Source organism: Allofournierella sp. CML151 (genome assembly GCF_027853465.1).
GTDB lineage: Bacteria > Bacillota > Clostridia > Oscillospirales > Ruminococcaceae > Allofournierella.
On sequence record NZ_JAPNNW010000008.1, the window covers coordinates 96532 to 113315 of the forward strand.

Annotated in this window: 14 protein-coding genes; 7 read left to right on the top strand and 7 right to left on the bottom strand. The window is 58.5% G+C overall.

The genetic code is table 11. The features are described 5' to 3' along the window. Positions 1-2 precede the first annotated feature (2 nt). From PH256_RS07815 to PH256_RS07825, 3 genes are all read left to right on the top strand, one after another. Complete coding sequence (locus PH256_RS07815) at positions 3-947, top strand: glycosyltransferase family 2 protein (RefSeq protein WP_270913701.1); 945 nt, start codon at positions 3-5, stop codon at positions 945-947. Between the two features lie 33 nt (positions 948-980). After that, positions 981-2201: an O-antigen polymerase gene (locus PH256_RS07820; RefSeq protein WP_270913670.1), complete on the top strand. Its 1221-nt coding sequence runs from the start codon at positions 981-983 to the stop codon at positions 2199-2201. Positions 2202-2841: 640 nt separating this feature from the next. Then, positions 2842-3594, top strand: coding sequence for a hypothetical protein (locus PH256_RS07825; RefSeq protein WP_270913671.1), 753 nt, complete (start codon positions 2842-2844; stop codon positions 3592-3594). Positions 3595-3642: 48 nt separating this feature from the next. On the opposite strand, the gene argH is transcribed toward PH256_RS07825, so the two are convergent. The 4 genes from argH to PH256_RS07845 form a co-directional block, all read right to left on the bottom strand. Further along, positions 3643-5022 carry an argininosuccinate lyase gene (gene argH, locus PH256_RS07830; RefSeq protein WP_270913672.1) on the bottom strand — a complete coding sequence of 460 codons (1380 nt, stop codon included), beginning with the start codon at positions 5020-5022 and terminating at the stop codon, positions 3643-3645. Positions 5023-5128: 106 nt separating this feature from the next. Further along, positions 5129-5851 (bottom strand): amino acid ABC transporter ATP-binding protein, encoded by a 723-nt coding sequence (locus PH256_RS07835; RefSeq protein ID WP_270913673.1) that lies wholly within the window; start codon positions 5849-5851, stop codon positions 5129-5131. Beyond that, a complete protein-coding gene (locus PH256_RS07840; RefSeq protein ID WP_087183878.1) occupies positions 5838-6503 on the bottom strand; it encodes an amino acid ABC transporter permease in 666 nt (221 codons plus the stop codon). The genes PH256_RS07835 and PH256_RS07840 overlap by 14 nt, the downstream gene beginning before the upstream one ends. 40 nt (positions 6504-6543) lie before the next feature. Continuing rightward, positions 6544-7422 (bottom strand): transporter substrate-binding domain-containing protein, encoded by an 879-nt coding sequence (locus tag PH256_RS07845; protein WP_270913674.1) that lies wholly within the window; start codon positions 7420-7422, stop codon positions 6544-6546. A gap of 376 nt (positions 7423-7798) precedes the next feature. On the opposite strand from PH256_RS07845, the gene PH256_RS07850 reads away from it, so the two are divergent. Together PH256_RS07850 and PH256_RS07855 are read left to right on the top strand one after the other, a co-directional pair. Next, positions 7799-8671, top strand: a complete 873-nt coding sequence (locus PH256_RS07850; protein ID WP_270913675.1) for a polysaccharide deacetylase family protein — start codon at positions 7799-7801, stop codon at positions 8669-8671. Continuing rightward, complete coding sequence (locus PH256_RS07855) at positions 8668-9534, top strand: polysaccharide deacetylase family protein (RefSeq protein WP_242956121.1); 867 nt, start codon at positions 8668-8670, stop codon at positions 9532-9534. The genes PH256_RS07850 and PH256_RS07855 overlap by 4 nt, the downstream gene beginning before the upstream one ends. A 149-nt stretch (positions 9535-9683) precedes the next feature. On the opposite strand, the gene PH256_RS07860 is transcribed toward PH256_RS07855, so the two are convergent. Continuing rightward, positions 9684-10664 carry a LacI family DNA-binding transcriptional regulator gene (locus PH256_RS07860; RefSeq protein WP_087183875.1) on the bottom strand — a complete coding sequence of 327 codons (981 nt, stop codon included), beginning with the start codon at positions 10662-10664 and terminating at the stop codon, positions 9684-9686. A 170-nt stretch (positions 10665-10834) separates the two neighbouring features. On the opposite strand from PH256_RS07860, the gene PH256_RS07865 reads away from it, so the two are divergent. Both PH256_RS07865 and PH256_RS07870 read left to right on the top strand, forming a co-directional pair. Beyond that, positions 10835-11800 (top strand): adenylylsulfate kinase, encoded by a 966-nt coding sequence (locus PH256_RS07865; RefSeq protein ID WP_333766325.1) that lies wholly within the window; start codon positions 10835-10837, stop codon positions 11798-11800. A gap of 33 nt (positions 11801-11833) precedes the next feature. After that, entirely contained in the window at positions 11834-13540 is a 1707-nt protein-coding gene (locus PH256_RS07870; RefSeq protein ID WP_270913677.1) for an alpha-amylase family glycosyl hydrolase, read from the top strand. A gap of 145 nt (positions 13541-13685) precedes the next feature. Here PH256_RS07870 and PH256_RS07875 read toward each other — a convergent pair whose 3' ends face one another. Further along, positions 13686-14972 (bottom strand): L-cysteine desulfidase family protein, encoded by a 1287-nt coding sequence (locus tag PH256_RS07875; protein ID WP_333766326.1) that lies wholly within the window; start codon positions 14970-14972, stop codon positions 13686-13688. 18 nt (positions 14973-14990) lie between these two features. Continuing rightward, positions 14991-16685 (bottom strand): FAD-dependent oxidoreductase, encoded by a 1695-nt coding sequence (locus tag PH256_RS07880; protein ID WP_270913679.1) that lies wholly within the window; start codon positions 16683-16685, stop codon positions 14991-14993. Positions 16686-16784: the final 99 nt, after the last annotated feature.

The following is a 16784-nucleotide window of genomic DNA, read 5'->3' on the forward strand; positions in this document are numbered from 1 at the left end:
AAATGAAAGAAAATCTTTCAACTATGCCAAAAGTATGTGTGCTTTTGTCGACTTATAATGGCGAAAAATATCTTTCCGAGCAAATTGAAAGCATTCTCAAACAAGAGAATGTGTATGTGATTTTGTGCGTACGGGACGACGGATCTACAGATTCAACAATAGAGATATTGGAAAAATATCAAAAGGAATATCCCGATCAAATACATATTGAGATGTCAAAGAATATCGGATGGCAAAAAAGCTATTTTGAATTGATGAAAAATGCCAAAGAAGCTGATTACTATGCTTTTTCGGATCAAGATGATGTATGGATGCCTGCAAAATTGATTCGGGCAGTGGAGTTCTTAAAGAGAGAAGAAAATCCAGTTTGCCTTTATGCTGGAAATGTTTGGGTTACAGATGAAAAGCTTGCAGTATCCAGAAGCTTTTCGCCCCTTGGCGTAAATATGTTTGACCGGCCAATTGAGCAAATTATGACTCAATCAGGGCTTGCTGGTGGGTTGACCTTTGTATTTACGCCAAAAGCTTTGGAGTTGATTAAAAAGCTGTATCCTGGTGGAGTATGTGGCCATGATTCATGGGCTTTTCGGACATGCCTTTATTTGGGAAAAGTAGTGTATGACGATAAACCTATGGTGTATTATCGGCAACATGGAAAAAATGCTATTGGTTCAGCCAGAGGAATAAAGTGGTGGATTGTAAACAAGAAAAAGGCAATTTTCTCGAAAAAGTATCCGCAACAGAGCGAAGTGGCAAAGAAATTTCTGATGACTTTTCCGAATGAGTTAAGAAAAAACACGAGAGCATATAATTTGCTTTGTGTTATAAGCCAGTATCCAGATACATTGTTGGGAAAAATCAAATTGATAGGGTATCCTCAAGTTAAAAGAATGAACAGGAAGGAAAATTTAATGTTGCGCATAAAAATACTACTGGGCAAATTCTAAGCAATTTATGTATTATATTGTGAAGGGAATGTTATGGCAGTATTATTCTTGAGTATAGCTTTATTTGGATGGATATGTTTGACACTTCGGATGGTTAAACATATAAGTGCACCACCCATAATTATAGGACTTGTTTTTTTAGTATCTTACATATTAATTGTGTTTGCATACGGTGAAAGCGAATCGAATGAATGGTTTTATTCGTGCTATTTTTTTGCGGTGATTTTCTTTTCTGTAGGATTTTTTATTCCGCTGATCGGGAAGAAGTTGGCCAATACTCCAATGCAGAGTGATGTGTATTTTTCCACATCTTTTTTTTGGATTATATGGATGGCAGAATTTTCTTTTTCAATGGTTCAGCTTTGGAAAATGTTGATATCTGCGAGAGGGTCAGCATATAATATTTGGTCGGCAATTAAGCTTAATTATCAAGCTGGTGCATTTGCAAGCTTCTTCTTTTTGTTTGAAACGGTTTTCTTTTTTGTTAATGTTGGGATATTTTTTGTTAACAGATCAAAGAGAAACGGATTTAGAGCAATTATGAGTGCAATTCCGTTGGTCCCACATGTTCTCAGTTCTCACCGAGGCGTTTGGTTCATGCTTGCGATTACGCTGGTCTTTATGTTTTTGTTTGCCTATAGGCCGGATAATATCAGAGTAATAAAAATTGGATTAGCTGCTTTTATTGGATTAGCGATTGTTATTGTTATAAGTTCTTTTTGGAAATACGGGAAGTGGTATGATAACCCGAAAGAGTTAATGCAATATGTATTAAATTCCTACTTTTCATCTCCGTTTGTAGCATTTAAACAATATATGCAAAGCGGACCTGAATTGAAGATGGGAGGAAATACATTCCGGTTTTTTATTGCTGTTCTTCATCAGTTGGGGTGGGGGACTCAGCCAGTTGATATTGTTCAACCATTTGTTTCGGTTTATGGATATCCTACTAATGTGTACACAGGTCTATATTACTATGCCGCTGATTTCGGCATGTGGTGGGCGTATGTCATAGAACTTTGTTTGGGATTTTTTTATGGAATACTTTATGTGAAGACGTTTAATGGAAAAAAAATCAACCTGTTATGCTTGGTGGGCTTGTCGATGCTCATGTATCCGCTGGTTAACCAATTTTTTGATGATAAGTATTTTAGCATTCTGGCTGAATGGCTTAAGTATTTTATTGTACTGATTTTATTGACACAGAAGTGCTTTGTGAAGAGCCAAGGAGAAAAGGATGAAAAGCGTATTTAAAAGCTTCACATATACATTCGTCTCTAATGTTGTTTCATTTATCATTTCTGCAATTGTTACTTTTTTCGTTCCTAAACAGTTGGGAATAGAGAGTTATGGCTATTTTCAACTATATTTGTTCTATATAAGTTATACTGGATTTTTACATTTTGGCTGGGCAGATGGCATATTTCTACGCTATGGCGGAGAATATTACGATAAGCTGGACAAGTCGAAATTCAGCGGTCAGTTTTGGCTGTACAGTGGAGTTGAAGTAGCGTTCGGCTTACTGATTTGTTTAGCGGGTTTCACATTGGCTTCACCGCAAGACAAAGCGATTGTTTTAGCGCTTACTGGTATTTCTGTATTCCTTGTATTGCCGCGAACTTTGCTGCAATATATATTGCAATGTACGAACCGCATCAAGGAATATGCGACCCTCACGGTTCTGGAAAAAGTAATTTACATCACGGCGGTGGTGCTGTCTCTACTTGCCGGAACGCACAGCTTCATCCCTATGATTTTGGCGGACCTTCTGGGCAAAGGTTGCGCTCTGTTGTATAGCATTTATCAGTGCCGGGATATCCTTTCCACAAAGCCTGCCGGGCTGCAAGTTTCTCTGAAAGAGGCGTGGGCGAATATCTCTGTCGGCATAAAGCTGATGTTCGCCAATATTGCCAGCATGCTGATTATTGGCTTTGTGCGGCTGTCCATTGAGAACCAATGGGATGTGGCTACCTTCGGCAAGGTGTCGCTCACTATGTCGGTTTCCAACCTGCTCATGGTATTCATCCGGGCGGTTGCTTTGGTCATGTTTCCCATGCTGCGGCGTACCAATTCGGACAAGCTTTCCGGCATTTACAACACCATGCGCACCTGCCTGATGATCCCTCTGCTGGGAATGCTGATTTTCTATTATCCTGCAAAGGTGATCCTCTCTGCCTGGCTGCCCCAGTATGCGGACAGTTTGGTCTACATGGCGCTGCTGTTCCCCATGTGCGTGTTTGAGAGCAAGATGAGTATGCTCATTGAAACCTACATGAAGACTCTCCGCAAGGAGAAATGGCTGCTTCTGGTCAACGTGACCACCGTGTCGCTCAGTGTGGTTATTACGCTGATCACCACTTACTGGCTGCACAATCTGGACCTGGCGGTCGCGTCCATCGTGTTCCTGCTAGCGTTCCGTTGCGTGTTTGCCGAGCTGCTGCTTTCCACCGTGTTGGATGTGAATGTGAAAACCGACATTGTGCTGGAGCTTGCCCTCACGATCGTCTTCGTCGGGGCCAGCTGGTTTGTGGGCGGTATTGCGGGTCTTGCCATCTATGCGGTGGCATACCTGGTTTATCTGTTTATCAAACGGAACGATGTGGCTTTTGTACTGAATACTGCGCTGCGTATGGTTCGCCGCGCATAACAAAAAGGAGCACCCGCCCGGGGTGCTCCTTTTTTCTATCAAAATCCCTCACATCTTCGCCAAAAACGCTTCCAGCTGCTGCAGCTGGGCCGTCACCGAGGTCGGGCCGGTGCCGCCTTCGCTGGTGCGCCGCGCCACGCAGGCTTTTAGGTCAATTGCCTCGTATACATCCGCGTCGAACAGCTCGCTCAGGCCTTGGTATTCCTCCAGGCTCACCTCCTCCAGCACCTTGCCCTCCGCGATGCATTTCGCCACCAGCTGGCCCGTCAGCTTGTAGGCGCTGCGGAAGGGCATCCCCTTGCAGGTCAGGTAATCCGCCAGGTCGGTGGCGTTGATGAAGCCCTTCTGCGCCGCCGCGTACATGTTCGCCTTCAGCGGCTTCATGGTGCGCACCATCGGCGCGAACACTCCAAGGCACTGGCTCACCGTGTCGATGGCGTCGAAGATGGCCTCCTTGTCCTCCTGCATGTCCTTGTTGTAGGCCAGCGGCAGGCCCTTCAGCATGGTCAGTGTGCCCATTAAATCGCCGTACACCCGGCCCGTCTTGCCGCGCACCAGCTCCGCCATGTCCGGGTTTTTCTTCTGGGGCATGATGCTGGACCCGGTGGTGAAGCCGTCGTCCAGCTCCACAAATTTGAACTCCCAGCTGGACCAGAGGATGATCTCCTCCGAAAAGCGGGAAAGATGCATCATCACAAGGGCCAGCGCGCTCAGAATCTCCACGCAGAAGTCCCGGTCGGATACGCCGTCCATGCTGTTCTGGCACACGCCGTCGAAGCCCAGCGCCGCGGCGGTCATGGCCCGGTCGGTGTCGTAAGTGGTGCCCGCCAGCGCACAGCAGCCCAGGGGGCTGTAGTTCATGCGGGCCACCGCGTCCTGCAGACGGGTCACGTCCCGCTGCAGCATGGCCGCCCAGGCCAGCAGGTGATGGGCAAAGCACACCGGCTGCGCCCGCTGCAGATGGGTGTAGCCGGGCATGATGGCATCCTGATTGGCCTTGGCCTGCTCATAAATGGCCTCCAGCAGCGCTTTGATCTGGCCCTGCAGCGAGGCGCAGGCGTCCCGCAGATAGAGCCGCAGGTCGGTGGCCACCTGGTCGTTCCGGCTGCGGGCGGTGTGCAGCCGCTTGCCCGCGTCCCCGATGCGTTTGGTCAATTCCGCCTCCACGAACATGTGGATGTCCTCGGCGGTGGGGTCGATGGCCAGCGCGCCGCTGTTCAGGTCAGCCAAAATGCCCTCCAGCCCGGTGGTGATGGCAGCCAGGTCCGCCCCGCTCAGGATGCCCTTGGCCGCCAGCATGGCCGCGTGGGCCAGCGAGCCGGTGATGTCCTGCCGGTACATGCGGCAGTCGATGTGGATGGACGAGTTGAAGTCGTCCGCGATTTTACTGGTGGCGGCCTGTGCCCGCCCTGCCCAAAGTTTTTCCATAGCTCGTCAGCGCCCGTGGGGGCGTTCCTCCTTTTGTGTTGCGTGTGGATTGAAAAAGCGGCGGGCGAAAATGCCCGCCGCGTCGGCTTGTTTTGAGATGCGGCGCTCACAGCACCTTTTCCAGAAATGCCTTGGCCCGGTCGGTGGCGGGCTGGCGGAAGAACTGGTCGGGGGTGGTGTCCTCCAGGATCTGGCCGTCGTCAATGAAGCAGATTCGGTCGGATACCTCCCGGGCAAAGCCCATTTCGTGGGTGACCAGCGCCATGGTGATGCCGGTGTGGGCCAGGCCCTTGATGACCTCCAGCACCTCCTTGACCATTTCCGGGTCCAGGGCGCTGGTGGGCTCGTCGAACAGCATGATCTGGGGCTCCATGGCCAGGGCGCGGGCAATGGCGATGCGCTGCTTCTGGCCGCCGGAAAGCTTGTTAGGGTAGGCGTCCGCCTTTTCGGTCAGGCCCACCAGCTCCAGCAGCTTCATGGCCTTGGCCTGGGCCTCCTCCTTGGAGACCTTCGCCACGTGGGTGGGGGCGTAGATCATGTTTTCCATCACGGTCATGTGAGGGAACAGATTGAAGTGCTGGAACACCATACCGATGTTCCGGCGCACCTTCTGGATGTCCGCCTTGGGGTCGGTGATGTTCACGCCGTCCACGGTCACGGTGCCGCTGGTGGGCATTTCCAGCCCGTTGATGCACCGCAGGATGGTGGATTTGCCGGAGCCGGAGGGGCCGATCAGGGTGACCACCTGGCCCTTGGGAATCTGCAGGTCGATGCCCTTGAGCACCTCCAGCTTGCCGAAGCTCTTATGTACCTTGTCAAACGAGATCACTGCGGTTCACCCACCTTTCCAGCCGGCTGGCAAAGGCCGACAGAATCATTACAAAGATATAGTAGATCACCGCGATCACCAGATAAGGCTCGAAGAAGCGGTAGGTCATTACCGTGATCTGATCGGCGGCGCGCAGCAGCTCCACCGCGCCCACGTAGCTGAGGATGGAGGTCTCCTTCAGCAGGGCCACCGCCTCGTTCACCAGGCTGGGCAGGATGTGCCGCACCGCCTGGGGCAGAATGATGTCCTTCATCATGTCCTTATAGCCCACGCCCAGCGACATGGCGGCCTCATACTGGCCCTTGTCGATGGCCTGGATGCCGCCGCGGAAGATTTCGGAGATATAGGCGGCGGAGTTCAGCGAGAAGGTGAGGATGCCGGACTGGGTGGCCGTGAAGGTGACGCCCAGCAGCTGAGGCAGGCCGAAGTGCACGATACACAGCTGCACCAGCAGGGGCGTGCCCCGGAAGATGGAGGTGTAGAACCGGCCGAACCAGACCAGCGGGGTGCATTTGCTGATCTTGATCAGCGAGAGCAGTACGCCCAGAACGAAGCCGCAGATCACGCAGATGAAGGTCATCTGCAGGGTGAGCAGGGCGCCGTGGTACAAAAACGGCCAGTATTGCCAGACGATTGAAAAATCCAGATTCATAGCAGTCAGTTCCCATTCAGTTGAGGGCAAAGAGCCGCGGTCAGTCCGCGATGAACTCCTCGCTCAGGTGGCTGGCGATGATGGAATCCAGCTCGCCGTTCTCCATCATCTCCTTCAGGGTGTTGTTGAAGGTCTCGTAGTAGGGGGAATCCTTGGGGAAGCCGATGGCGAAGCAGTCGTTGGGGTCCTTGTCCAGCAGGCTCATGGCCAGGCCGCTGTTCTCGCCCAGGTATTCCACCGCGCCGGCGCCGTCGATGATGCAGGCGTCCGCACGCTTGCTCTTCACTTCCTCAATGCAGGCGGGGCTGCCCTGGATGCCCACGGCGTTCACGCCCTCGATGCTCTCGGCCACCTGCTGGTAGTTGGTGCCGAACACATAGGCAACGGTCTTGCCCTGCAGGCTGTCCAGGGTGGGATAGCTGTCGGTATCACGGTAGACGATGGCGTTTCTGGGGTAGAAGAAGACCTCGGAGAAGTCCAGGGTCTGCTGACGCTCCTCGGTGGGGGCCATGCCGCCGCTGCAGAAGTCGATCTGACCGGCCTGGATGGCGGCGATCAGGCTCTTGAAGGGCATATCCTGGAACTCCACGGTACCGCCGTTCTTTTCCACCACGGCCTTCACGATGTCGATGTTCATGCCCACATAGGTCTTGGTGCCGTCCGCGGCCATCTCGATGGACTCAAAGGGCACGAAGGTGGCCGAGCAGCCCACCTTCACGGTCTTGCCCGCGAAGGGGGTTTCCGCGTCGGCGGTCTGGCTGGCGCTGGTGGAGGCGGAAGCGCTGGAGGTGGTGCTCTGAGCGGCGGAAGCGGAAGTGCTGCCGGAGGCTGCCGCGCCGGAAGAAGCGGCGCCGCCGGAACAGGCGCAGAGCGCGCCCGCCAGCAGGGCGGTCAGGATGCTTAATGCAATCTTTTTCATGGTATGATGTTCTCCTCTCGAATCGAATCCCTGTTGTGGGGCCCGGGGAAAGCTTTCCGGCGGGCCACTTTAGCACCATAGCACGGTGCAATGTATGAATGATAGCATAAATATTCATGACATGCAAGCCTTTTTTCAAAATTTTTCCGGGGAAGATCCGGGTGGAAAAATCCGCGCGATGCCGCAAAAGAGAAAGACGGCAATTCATATTAGATGTATATACATTGATTTTAATGGTGGGTTGGCGGAAAACTTTGCAGGAAAATGCGTGGAAATCGGTCTTGCTTTATCGGGCTGTTGTGCTATACTTAAAAAGCAGGCGCGGGAAGGCGGTCTGCGGTATTTTTGTGTATTTACTGATTTGGAGTGTGAATATATGCAATTTGAAGCGGACGGCAAAACCAACGGCCCGGGCATCCGCTGGCCCGGCGGGGCCCGTGTGGCGGTGATGCTCACCTTCGATTTCGACGCGGAGTTTCTGCGCATCTCCCGGGCCGAGAGCAAGGGCACCAAAATCGGCTTCACCGACCAGTCCCGGGGCGAGTACGGCCCCCACACCGGTCTGGCTCGCTGCTTGCAGGTGCTGGAGGACCACGGCGTGAAGGGCACCTTCTTTGTGCCCGGCGCGGTGGTGGAGCGGTACCCGGAGCAGGTGAAGCGGATTCACGCGGCGGGCCACGAGCTGGCGGCCCACGGCTATCTGCACGAGTCCCGGCGGGGCATTTCGGAAGAGGAGGAGCAGGCCATTCTGGAAAAGAGCGAGGCGCTGCTGGAATCCGTCACCGGCAAAAAGCCGGTGGGCCACCGGGGACCGGAGAGCATCATCCATCCCTTCACCCCGAAGCTGCTGCGCCAGCGGGGCTATCTGTACAGCTCCTCCATGAAGGACCGGGACTGGGCCTACCTGTGGCCGCAGGACGAGACCGGCCGGGCGCTGGTGGAGCTGCCCGGCGACGTGATGCTGGATGATTTCACCTATTATTACTTTACCTTCAGTGACCCGGCGGTGCGCAGCATGTATCCCAACCGGCAGGTGCTGGCGGACTGGTGCGCCGAGCTGGACGCGCTGGCCGCAGAGGGCGACAAGATTCTGGTGCTCAAGCTGCATCCGCAGATGATCGGCCGGTCCAGCCGGGCGGCCATGCTGGGGGATTTCATTGCCCACGCGAAGAGCCGGGGCGCCTGGATTGCCACCTGTGAAGAGGTGGCCCGCTATGTGCTGGAGTGGGAAGGGGGAGATGCGCAGTGAGCAGCAAGCTGTATGAGAACTGGCCGGGCAACCGGGATCTGAGCATCCGCTGGCCCGGCGGCAAGCGGATTGCGGTGATGCTGGGCTTTGACCTGGATGCCGAGACCATGTGGACCACCCGGGGCGACGGCAACGCCGACCACATCACAAACCTGTCCCGGGGGGCCTACGGCCCGGTGCAGGGGGTGCCCCGCCTGCTGGCCATGCTGGATGACTTCGGCCTGAAGGCCACCTTTTTTGTGCCCGGCGTGGTGGCGGACCAGTATCCCCAGGTGGTGAAGGAGATCGCCGCCCGGGGCCACGAGATCGGCTTCCACGGCTATTATCACGAGGAATTTTCCACCACCACCCGCGCCCAGGAGCAGGCCACCATGGAGCGGTGCGAGGCCCTGATCCGGGACCTGACCGGCCAGCAGATGGTGAGCCACCGGGCCCCCGGCGGGGTGATTCACGACTACACTGTGGACCTTTTGGTGGAGCGGGGCTATATTGCCAGCTCCAACTGGCGGGACAGCGACGGCCCCTTCCTGCACAGCGTGAACGGCAGGCCGGTACCGCTGGTGGAGGTGCCCAAGGATTCCATCTTTGACGATACCGCCTACGATTTCTATACCGACAGCGCCCCCGAGCGCTACGAGCTGAAATCCCCCGCCCAGATGCTGGAGATCTGGAAGGAGGAGTTCGATTTTCTGGCGGATGAAGGCCGGATGATCAACTTCGTGCTGCATCCCCAGTTCATCGGCCGGGCCAGCCGGGTGCAGATGTTGCGCACCCTGATCGGCTATATGATCAGCCGGGGTGCCTGGATTGACACCAACGCGGCGGTGGCCCGCCACGTGCTGGAGCAGCAGGGCCTGGCCTGACCGCTTCGGCAGCAGATTCCGAAACAACAATGCCCTCGCTTTTGGTAAAAATCCACAAAAGCGAGGGCATATTTTGTATGCGGGGCAAAATGTCAAACGATTGACATTTTGCCCCGCATCTTTTATCATGAGGGAGGAACAGGGGAGTTTCAGGTGCTCTGGCGGCAGATCAGCTCCACCGGGAAGACCCTTGCTTCCGGCGCACCGGCGCTTTCGCCGGCCACGATCCGATCCACTGCCCAGCGGCAGATGTCCTCCACCGGCTGGTGGATGGTGGTCAGGGGCGGGGTGGTCAGGCAGGCGAGGTCGGTGTCGTCGTAGCCCACCACCTTCATCCGGCCGGGCACCTCGATGCCCTGCTGGCTGCAATACTGCAGCACCTGGGCGGCAATGATATCGTTGGACGAGAACACCCCGTCCACCTCCGGGTGCTCCTGGAACAGCTGGTGGATCAGCGGCTCGTAGCGCATGGCGATGAAGTCCCGCTCGCTGGCGTCCACCATCACCGGAGGTTCGGCTCCCCGCTCGCGGCACACATCGCAGAAGCCCACCCAGCGCTTGTTGGCGTCCATCTCGATGCCCGCGCTGCCGCTGATGTAGGCAAGCTGACGGCAGCCCCGGTCCAGCAGATGCTCCGCCGCCAGGCGGCCGCCGGCGTAGTTGTCGGCGCAGGCGCTGGGCACCGAGTCCGCCAGGGTGCGGTCGATGGTGACCAGCGGCAGGTTGGCCAGGTTCACGTGCTCGGAAAGGTTCTGGGTGTGGCTGGCCAGAATGACCCCCGCCACCTTGTTGCTTTTCAGCATGTGGAAGTATTCCACCTCCTTGTGCACGTCCAGGTCGGACACGCACAAAAGCAGCTTGTAGCCGCTGGCGCACACATGCCGCTCCACACAGTCGATCACCGCGCCGAAGAAGAAGTTTTTCGCCGAGGGCACGATCAGCCCGATGAAGCTGCTCTTCTGCTTGATGAGCGACTGGGCCAGCTCGTTGGGGTGATAATCCAGCTCCTCCATGGCCGCCAGAATCTTGGCGCGGGTCTTTTCGCTCACGTTGACCCGGTTGTTCAGCATCCGGGAAATGGTGGTCACCGTCACGCCGGAAAGGCGCGCCACATCTTTTAAAGTTGCCATAGGACCGTTGCTCCTCTCGCCGCACAAATACTATATGCGTATTATCCCACAGCGGCGGGGGGGAAGTCAAACGGGCCTTTGCAGATATCCAAGGCAATGCCGGCTGACGGCTCAGGCGGCACTGCCCGAACAAGGTTTCATCCATTCCAAAGCGCAAAGGAGAACTTATTATGAACAACACGCTGCTGAACACCCTGAAGGCTGCCCGCGAGGGCTTGGCCGAGCGTCTGGATTCCATGACCCTGCCCGCCGAGATTCCCCACGGCGACATGCCCGGCGACAAGGTGCTGATCACCGAGAGCCACGTGGCCAAGGCAAAGACCATCCTGCCCGTTCTGGTGGACAAGATGATCGCCGCCCTGGAGAATAAGCCCCTGCAGCGGTGCGTGATCAGCGTGTGCGGCGGCTCCGGCGTGGGCAAGAGCGAGACCGCATCCCTGCTGGGCTGGTACCTGGGCCAGCTGGGCGCGAAGAGCTATATTCTGTCCGGCGACAACTACCCCCACCGTATCCCCGAGTACAACGACGCCGAGCGTCTGCGCGTGTTCCGGGACTTCGGCCTGAAGGGTCTGGTGGCCTCCGGCCTGCACACCGCTGAAATCAGCGAAACGCTCCACGAGCTGATGGAGGCGGACAAGGACGCGGACCCGGCTCTGTGCAGCGAGTACGGCTGGCTGAGCGTTTACCAGGCAGCGGGCCGCCGTGGCCTGAAGGGCTACCTGGGCACCCCGAGCGAGATCGACTTCGACCGGGTGAACGGCATCATCGCCCAGTTCCAGGCGGGCGCGGAGCACATCGCTCTGAAGCGGATGGGCCGCCGCCCCAGCGAGCTGTGGACCGAGACTGTGGACTTCTCCGCCACCAGCGTGCTGATCATCGAGTGGACCCACAGCAACAACGACAACCTGGCCGGTGTGGACCTGCCGGTGCTGCTGAACAGCACCCCCGCCGAGACCATGGCCCACCGCCGCGAGCGCAACCGGGACGGCAAGGTGGACAGCCCCTTCACCACCATGGTGCTGGAGATCGAGCAGGGCCTGCTGGCCTCTCAGGCCCACAAGGCGGCTGTGATTCTGTCCAAGAGCGGCGAGCTGCTCAGCTACGCCGACTACCAAGCCCTGATGGCCAACGCCTGAGCGGCGCGACAAGAGAGAAAGGGGAACAGAGCAATGGAAAACAAAACCGCACTTTCCGCCGGTGTGATGCTGAACGCCTACCCGGACAGCATGGGCGGCACCCTGGCCGACATCGTGGCCCTGCTGGGCCGGGGCGAGATGAAGGGCGCCTTCGACGCCTTCTACATCCTGCCCAGTATCTTCAACACCGATTTGGACCGGGGCTTCTCGGTGATCGACTACAATCTGAACGAGTGCTACGCCGGTCAGGCCGACCTGGACGCGCTGCGCAAATTGGGTATCGATCTGAAGTTCGATCTGATTCTGAACCACGCCTCGGTGCTGTCGCCCCAGTTCCAGGACCTGCTCAAAAACGGCGAGAACTCCCGCTATAAGGACTTCTTCATCAACTGGAACAAGTTCTGGGAAGGCCACGGCCAGATGACCCAGGAGGGCTACATCCAGCCGGATGCCGAGCTGATTCGGGATATGTTCTTCCGCAAGCCCGGCCTGCCCATCCTGATGGTGCGCATGCCGGACGGCAGCGAGGTGCCCTACTGGAACACCTTCTATCAGGAGGTGCGCTACCGCAAGGTGGACGCCAGCGAGCTGGTGGAGAGCTTGGGCATCCAGTACCAGGCGGCCAGCCGCATTGCGGACCTGGTGAACGCGGCGCTGGAGCGGGGCGAAAAGCCCGCCGCCATGGACTTCGGCGCATTCCAGGCCCACAAGGCCGCGGTGGTGGACCATCTGGAGAGCCGCCGCAGCTATCTGGGCCAGATGGATCTGAACGTGGCCTCCCCGCTGGTGTGGGAGTTCTACGACGAGACCCTGCGCAAGCTGGCGGACTACGGCGCAAAGATCATCCGTCTGGACGCCTTTGCCTATGCCCCCAAGACCCCCGGCGCAAAGAACTTCCTCAACGAGCCGGACACCTGGCAGATGCTGCAGCGGGTGGGCGGCATTGCCGAGAAATACGGCTTGAGCATCCTGCCCGAGATCCACGCCAGCTACGGGGAGAAGACCCACGAGAAGCTGTGCGAGGCGGGCTGCATGACCTACGACTTCTTCCTGCCCGGCCTGATTCTGGATGCCTTCGAGCACAAAAACTTTGAGTATCTGGTGCGCTGGATCGACGACATCCAGCAAAAGGGCATGCGTGTGGTGAACATGCTGGGCTGCCACGACGGCATCCCCCTGCTGGACCTGAAGGGCCTGCTGCCCGAGGAGCGCATCCTGGCCATGGTGGAGACCCTGAAGGGCCGTGGCGGCCTGGTAAAGGACCTGCACGGCGCGAAGAACATGTACTACCAGGTGAACTGCACCTACTACAGCGCCCTGGGCGAAAGCGACCGGAAGATGCTGATGGCCCGTGCCCTGCAGCTGTTCATGCCCGGCAAGCCCCAGGTATGGTACCTGGACCTGTTTGCGGGCAAAAACGATCTGGAGGCGGTGCGCCGCGGCGGCGGTGCAGGCCACAAGGAGATCAACCGCACCAACCTGAGCCTGGAGGAGGCGGTGGAGAAGCTGGAGCAGCCGGTGGTGCGCCGCCAGCTGGAGCTGCTGCGCCTGCGCAACAGCTGCCCCGCCTTCGGCTGGGATGCCAAGCTCACCGTGGAGAGCCCGGCTCCCGCTCAGCTGACCCTGCGCTGGGAGAAGGAGGGCCACACCGCTGCCCTGACCATGGACTTGGCCGCCGAGCGCTTTGCCATTGAGGTGGGCGAGAACGGCAAGACCGAAGTGGTCTTCCAGGAGGGCTGAGTCCCGCCGCATCAATTCCTGCTTTTTTCTCACCCTATCGTGCAATCATAAAAGGCCCGGGGCCGCGTGGTATTTTGCCACGCGGCCCCGGGTCTTTTGGTAAAGAGAGAAGAGGAAAGGGATGGTTTTTGCGGGTGGTAATCGATCAGCAGCCGGAGCCCTGATCGATCATGATGCGCAGAATCTCGCTGTCGGTCTCACGCATGCCGTCGGCGGCCATGCGGCCGATGCTGGCGATGGTCTGCTCCACATTGTCCTTCACCAGGCCCTCGCCCGCGCCGAAGGTGTTGCCGTCCAGCGACATCTCGTGGGCCAGAATGGCCGCGTCCACCGAGGTGGCGATTTTTGCGGCGCAGCTGCCCTTGGCGCCGTCGCACACGATGCCGGAGGCGTTGGCCAGGGTGTTGGTGATGGTGCGGCTGATGGCGTCGTAGTCGCCGCCGTGCAGGTAGGTGATGCCCGCGCCGCTGCCGCAGGCCGCGCAAACCGCGCCGCAGAAGGCGCTCAGACGGCCGATGCCGCGCTTTTGCAGCAGGGCGGTCAGGTTGCTCAGCACCAGCGCCCGGTACAGGGTCTCCTCGGTGGCGGCCAGGTACTTGGCATACACGATGATGGGCACCGAGCAGGTGATGCCCTGGTTGCCGCTGCCCGAGTTGATGACCACCGGCAGCACGCAGCCGCCCATGCGGGCGTCGCTGCCCGCGGCGGCCAGCGCACGGGCGCGCACACGCACGTCGCCGCCGTAGTGGCGCATCAGGGTGGCGCCCACCCGGCCGCCGTAGGCGTGGGTCATGCCCTCCTGGGCAATGCGGGTGTTGTATTCGATCTGCCGCTTGATGATGGGGCGAATGTCGTCCAGCTCAACGGTGTTGGCAAATTCCAGAATGTCCGCCAGGTTCAGTGCGTCCAGGTCGCCGTCGTCCTCGTCGGCCACCTCTTCCACTTCCTTGTAGAACAGGCGCTCGCCGTCCCGCTCGATGCGCACCACGTTGGTGTGCTCATCCCGGATTTCGGCCAGGGCGGTGTGGCTGTCGCCGGTGATCTCCACAATGATGTGCAGGCGGGAGGGGGTGTCCAGCAGCTCCACGGTGCAAACGCCCTGGGCCAGCATCTGGCGGGTGGCCTCCAGGTCGGCGGGGCCAACCTTGCTCAGCACCTCCAGGCCCAGCGAGGCGTTGCCCGCCAGCGCGCCCAGCACGGCGCTGGTGTCGATGCCGCGCATGTTGCCGGTGGTGGGCACGATCACGCCCTTGGCGTTCTTGATAATGTTGCCGCTGCATTTCACCACCAGGCGGCGGGGCTCCTCGCCCAGCACCTCGCGGGCCTTGGCAGCCGCCAGCGCGATGGCGATGGGCTCGGTGCAGCCCAGCGCGGGCACCAGCTCGCGGGTGAGGATTCGAACATAGGTATCGTAAACAGTACGGTCCAGCATTTTGTCTTGCGCTCCTTTTTATCGAGTGATCTGCATGCCGCAGGCGGCGCAGGTGTTGCCGCCCTTGTCCGCCCGGCCGGCCAGATCGGTGCGGCGGGCGTTGTAGAAAGCATACCCGCCGGAAAGATCATACACCTTTGCGCCCTTCTGCGCAAGGATGCGGGCGGCCACATAGCCCCGCAGGCCCACCTGGCAGGTCACATACACCGGCCGGGTCAGGTCGATCTCGTCCAGCCGCTGGCGCAGCTGGTTCAGCGGAATGTTCACAAAGCCGGGAATCTCGCCCAGTTCGGCCAGCTCCTCCGGGTTGCGCACGTCCAGCTTCACGGCGTCCTCCGGCAGGCTTTCCACGTCCTCGGCGTAGAACAGCTCCACATTGCCCTCCAAAAGGTTCTGGGCCACGAAGCCCGCCATGTTCACCGGGTCCTTCGCGCTGGAGAAGGGGGGCGCGTAGGCCAGCTCCATCTCCTCCAGGTCGTACACGGTCATGCCGAAGCGGATGGCGATGGCCAGCGCGTCGATGCGCTTGTCCACCCCTTCGCCGCCCACGATCTGAGCGCCCAGCACCCGGCCCTCGGGGCTGTAGAGCAGCTTCACGAACATCTGGGTGCCGCCCGGATAGTAGCCCGCGTGGCTGGCAGATACGGTGTAGCTCTTGCGGAAGGCGGTGCCTGCGGCGCGCAGGCTCTCTTCCTTTTCACCGGCGGCGGCCACGGTCATATCGAAGAACTTCATCACCGAGGTGCCGATGCTGCCCTTGTAGGCGGCTTTCTTGCCGCAGATCACGTCCGCCACGATGCGGGCCTGCTTGTTGGCGGGGCCTGCCAGGGGAATCACCTGCCGCGCGCCGCTCACCAGATTGGTCACGGTGGCCGCGTCGCCCAAAGCGTAGATGTCCGGCACGCTGGTGCGCAGCTGCTCGTCCACCAGGATCTCGCCCCGTGCGCCCAGCTCCACGCCGCTGCCCGCCAAAAAGGCGGTCTCGGGCCGCACGCCGATGGACAGGATCACCATGTCGGCGGGAACGGCCTCGCCGCTTTCCAGCAGCACGGTGTTCTCGGTGAAGCCCGCGCACTTTTTGCCCAGATACAGCCCCATGCCCGCGACGCGGATGCGGTTGTGTACCAGGTGGGCCATGTCGCCGTCCAGCGGGGCCATCACGTGGTCCGCGCCCTCGATCACCGACACGGCGATGCCCCGGTCGGCCAGGTTCTCGGCCATTTCCAGACCGATGAAGCCCGCGCCGATCACGGCGGCAGTGCGGGGCTTGGCGGCGGCGATGTGGTCGTAGATGGCGTAGGTGTCCGGAATGTTGCGCAGGGTGAACACGTGGTTTTTCCCGATGCCGTCAAAGGGCGGGCGGATGGGCGAAGCGCCCGGCGAGAGCACCAGCGCATCGTAGGCTTCGGTGTAGGTCTCGCCGGTGGCGTGGTTCTTCACGGATACGGTCTTTTCGGCGCTGTTCACCGAAAGGACCTCATTGTTCACCCGCACATCCACGTTGAAGCGGGCGTGGAAGGCTTCGGGGGTCTGCAGCTGCAGCGCCTCCCGCTCGGTGATGGTGCCGCCGATGTAATAGGGCAGGCCGCAGTTGGCAAACGAGATGTACTCGCCCTTTTCAAACAGAATGATTTCGGCGTTTTCGTCGTTGCGGCGCAGCCGGGCAGCGGTGCCGGCGCCGCCGGCCACACCGCCCACAATTAGAATTTTCATGGAACGTTCCCTGCCTTTCGGAAAAAATGGGATGGGGGCGGCGCTGTTCGGGGTGGAACGGCGCCGCCCTGAAAAATCAAAAACGGTTTGGGTCAGGGG

Coding starts and splice junctions, on each gene's coding strand:
- PH256_RS07825 (WP_270913671.1), top strand. CDS start 2,842: ATGTTCGCCAATATTGCCAGCATGCTGATTATTGGCTTTGTGCGGCTG.
- PH256_RS07840 (WP_087183878.1), bottom strand. CDS start 6,503: ATGAATCTGGATTTTTCAATCGTCTGGCAATACTGGCCGTTTTTGTAC.
- PH256_RS07850 (WP_270913675.1), top strand. CDS start 7,799: ATGCAATTTGAAGCGGACGGCAAAACCAACGGCCCGGGCATCCGCTGG.
- PH256_RS07820 (WP_270913670.1), top strand. CDS start 981: ATGGCAGTATTATTCTTGAGTATAGCTTTATTTGGATGGATATGTTTG.
- argH (WP_270913672.1), bottom strand. CDS start 5,022: ATGGAAAAACTTTGGGCAGGGCGGGCACAGGCCGCCACCAGTAAAATC.
- PH256_RS07865 (WP_333766325.1), top strand. CDS start 10,835: ATGAACAACACGCTGCTGAACACCCTGAAGGCTGCCCGCGAGGGCTTG.
- PH256_RS07815 (WP_270913701.1), top strand. CDS start 3: ATGAAAGAAAATCTTTCAACTATGCCAAAAGTATGTGTGCTTTTGTCG.
- PH256_RS07875 (WP_333766326.1), bottom strand. CDS start 14,972: ATGCTGGACCGTACTGTTTACGATACCTATGTTCGAATCCTCACCCGC.
- PH256_RS07860 (WP_087183875.1), bottom strand. CDS start 10,664: ATGGCAACTTTAAAAGATGTGGCGCGCCTTTCCGGCGTGACGGTGACC.
- PH256_RS07880 (WP_270913679.1), bottom strand. CDS start 16,685: ATGAAAATTCTAATTGTGGGCGGTGTGGCCGGCGGCGCCGGCACCGCT.
- PH256_RS07845 (WP_270913674.1), bottom strand. CDS start 7,422: ATGAAAAAGATTGCATTAAGCATCCTGACCGCCCTGCTGGCGGGCGCG.
- PH256_RS07870 (WP_270913677.1), top strand. CDS start 11,834: ATGGAAAACAAAACCGCACTTTCCGCCGGTGTGATGCTGAACGCCTAC.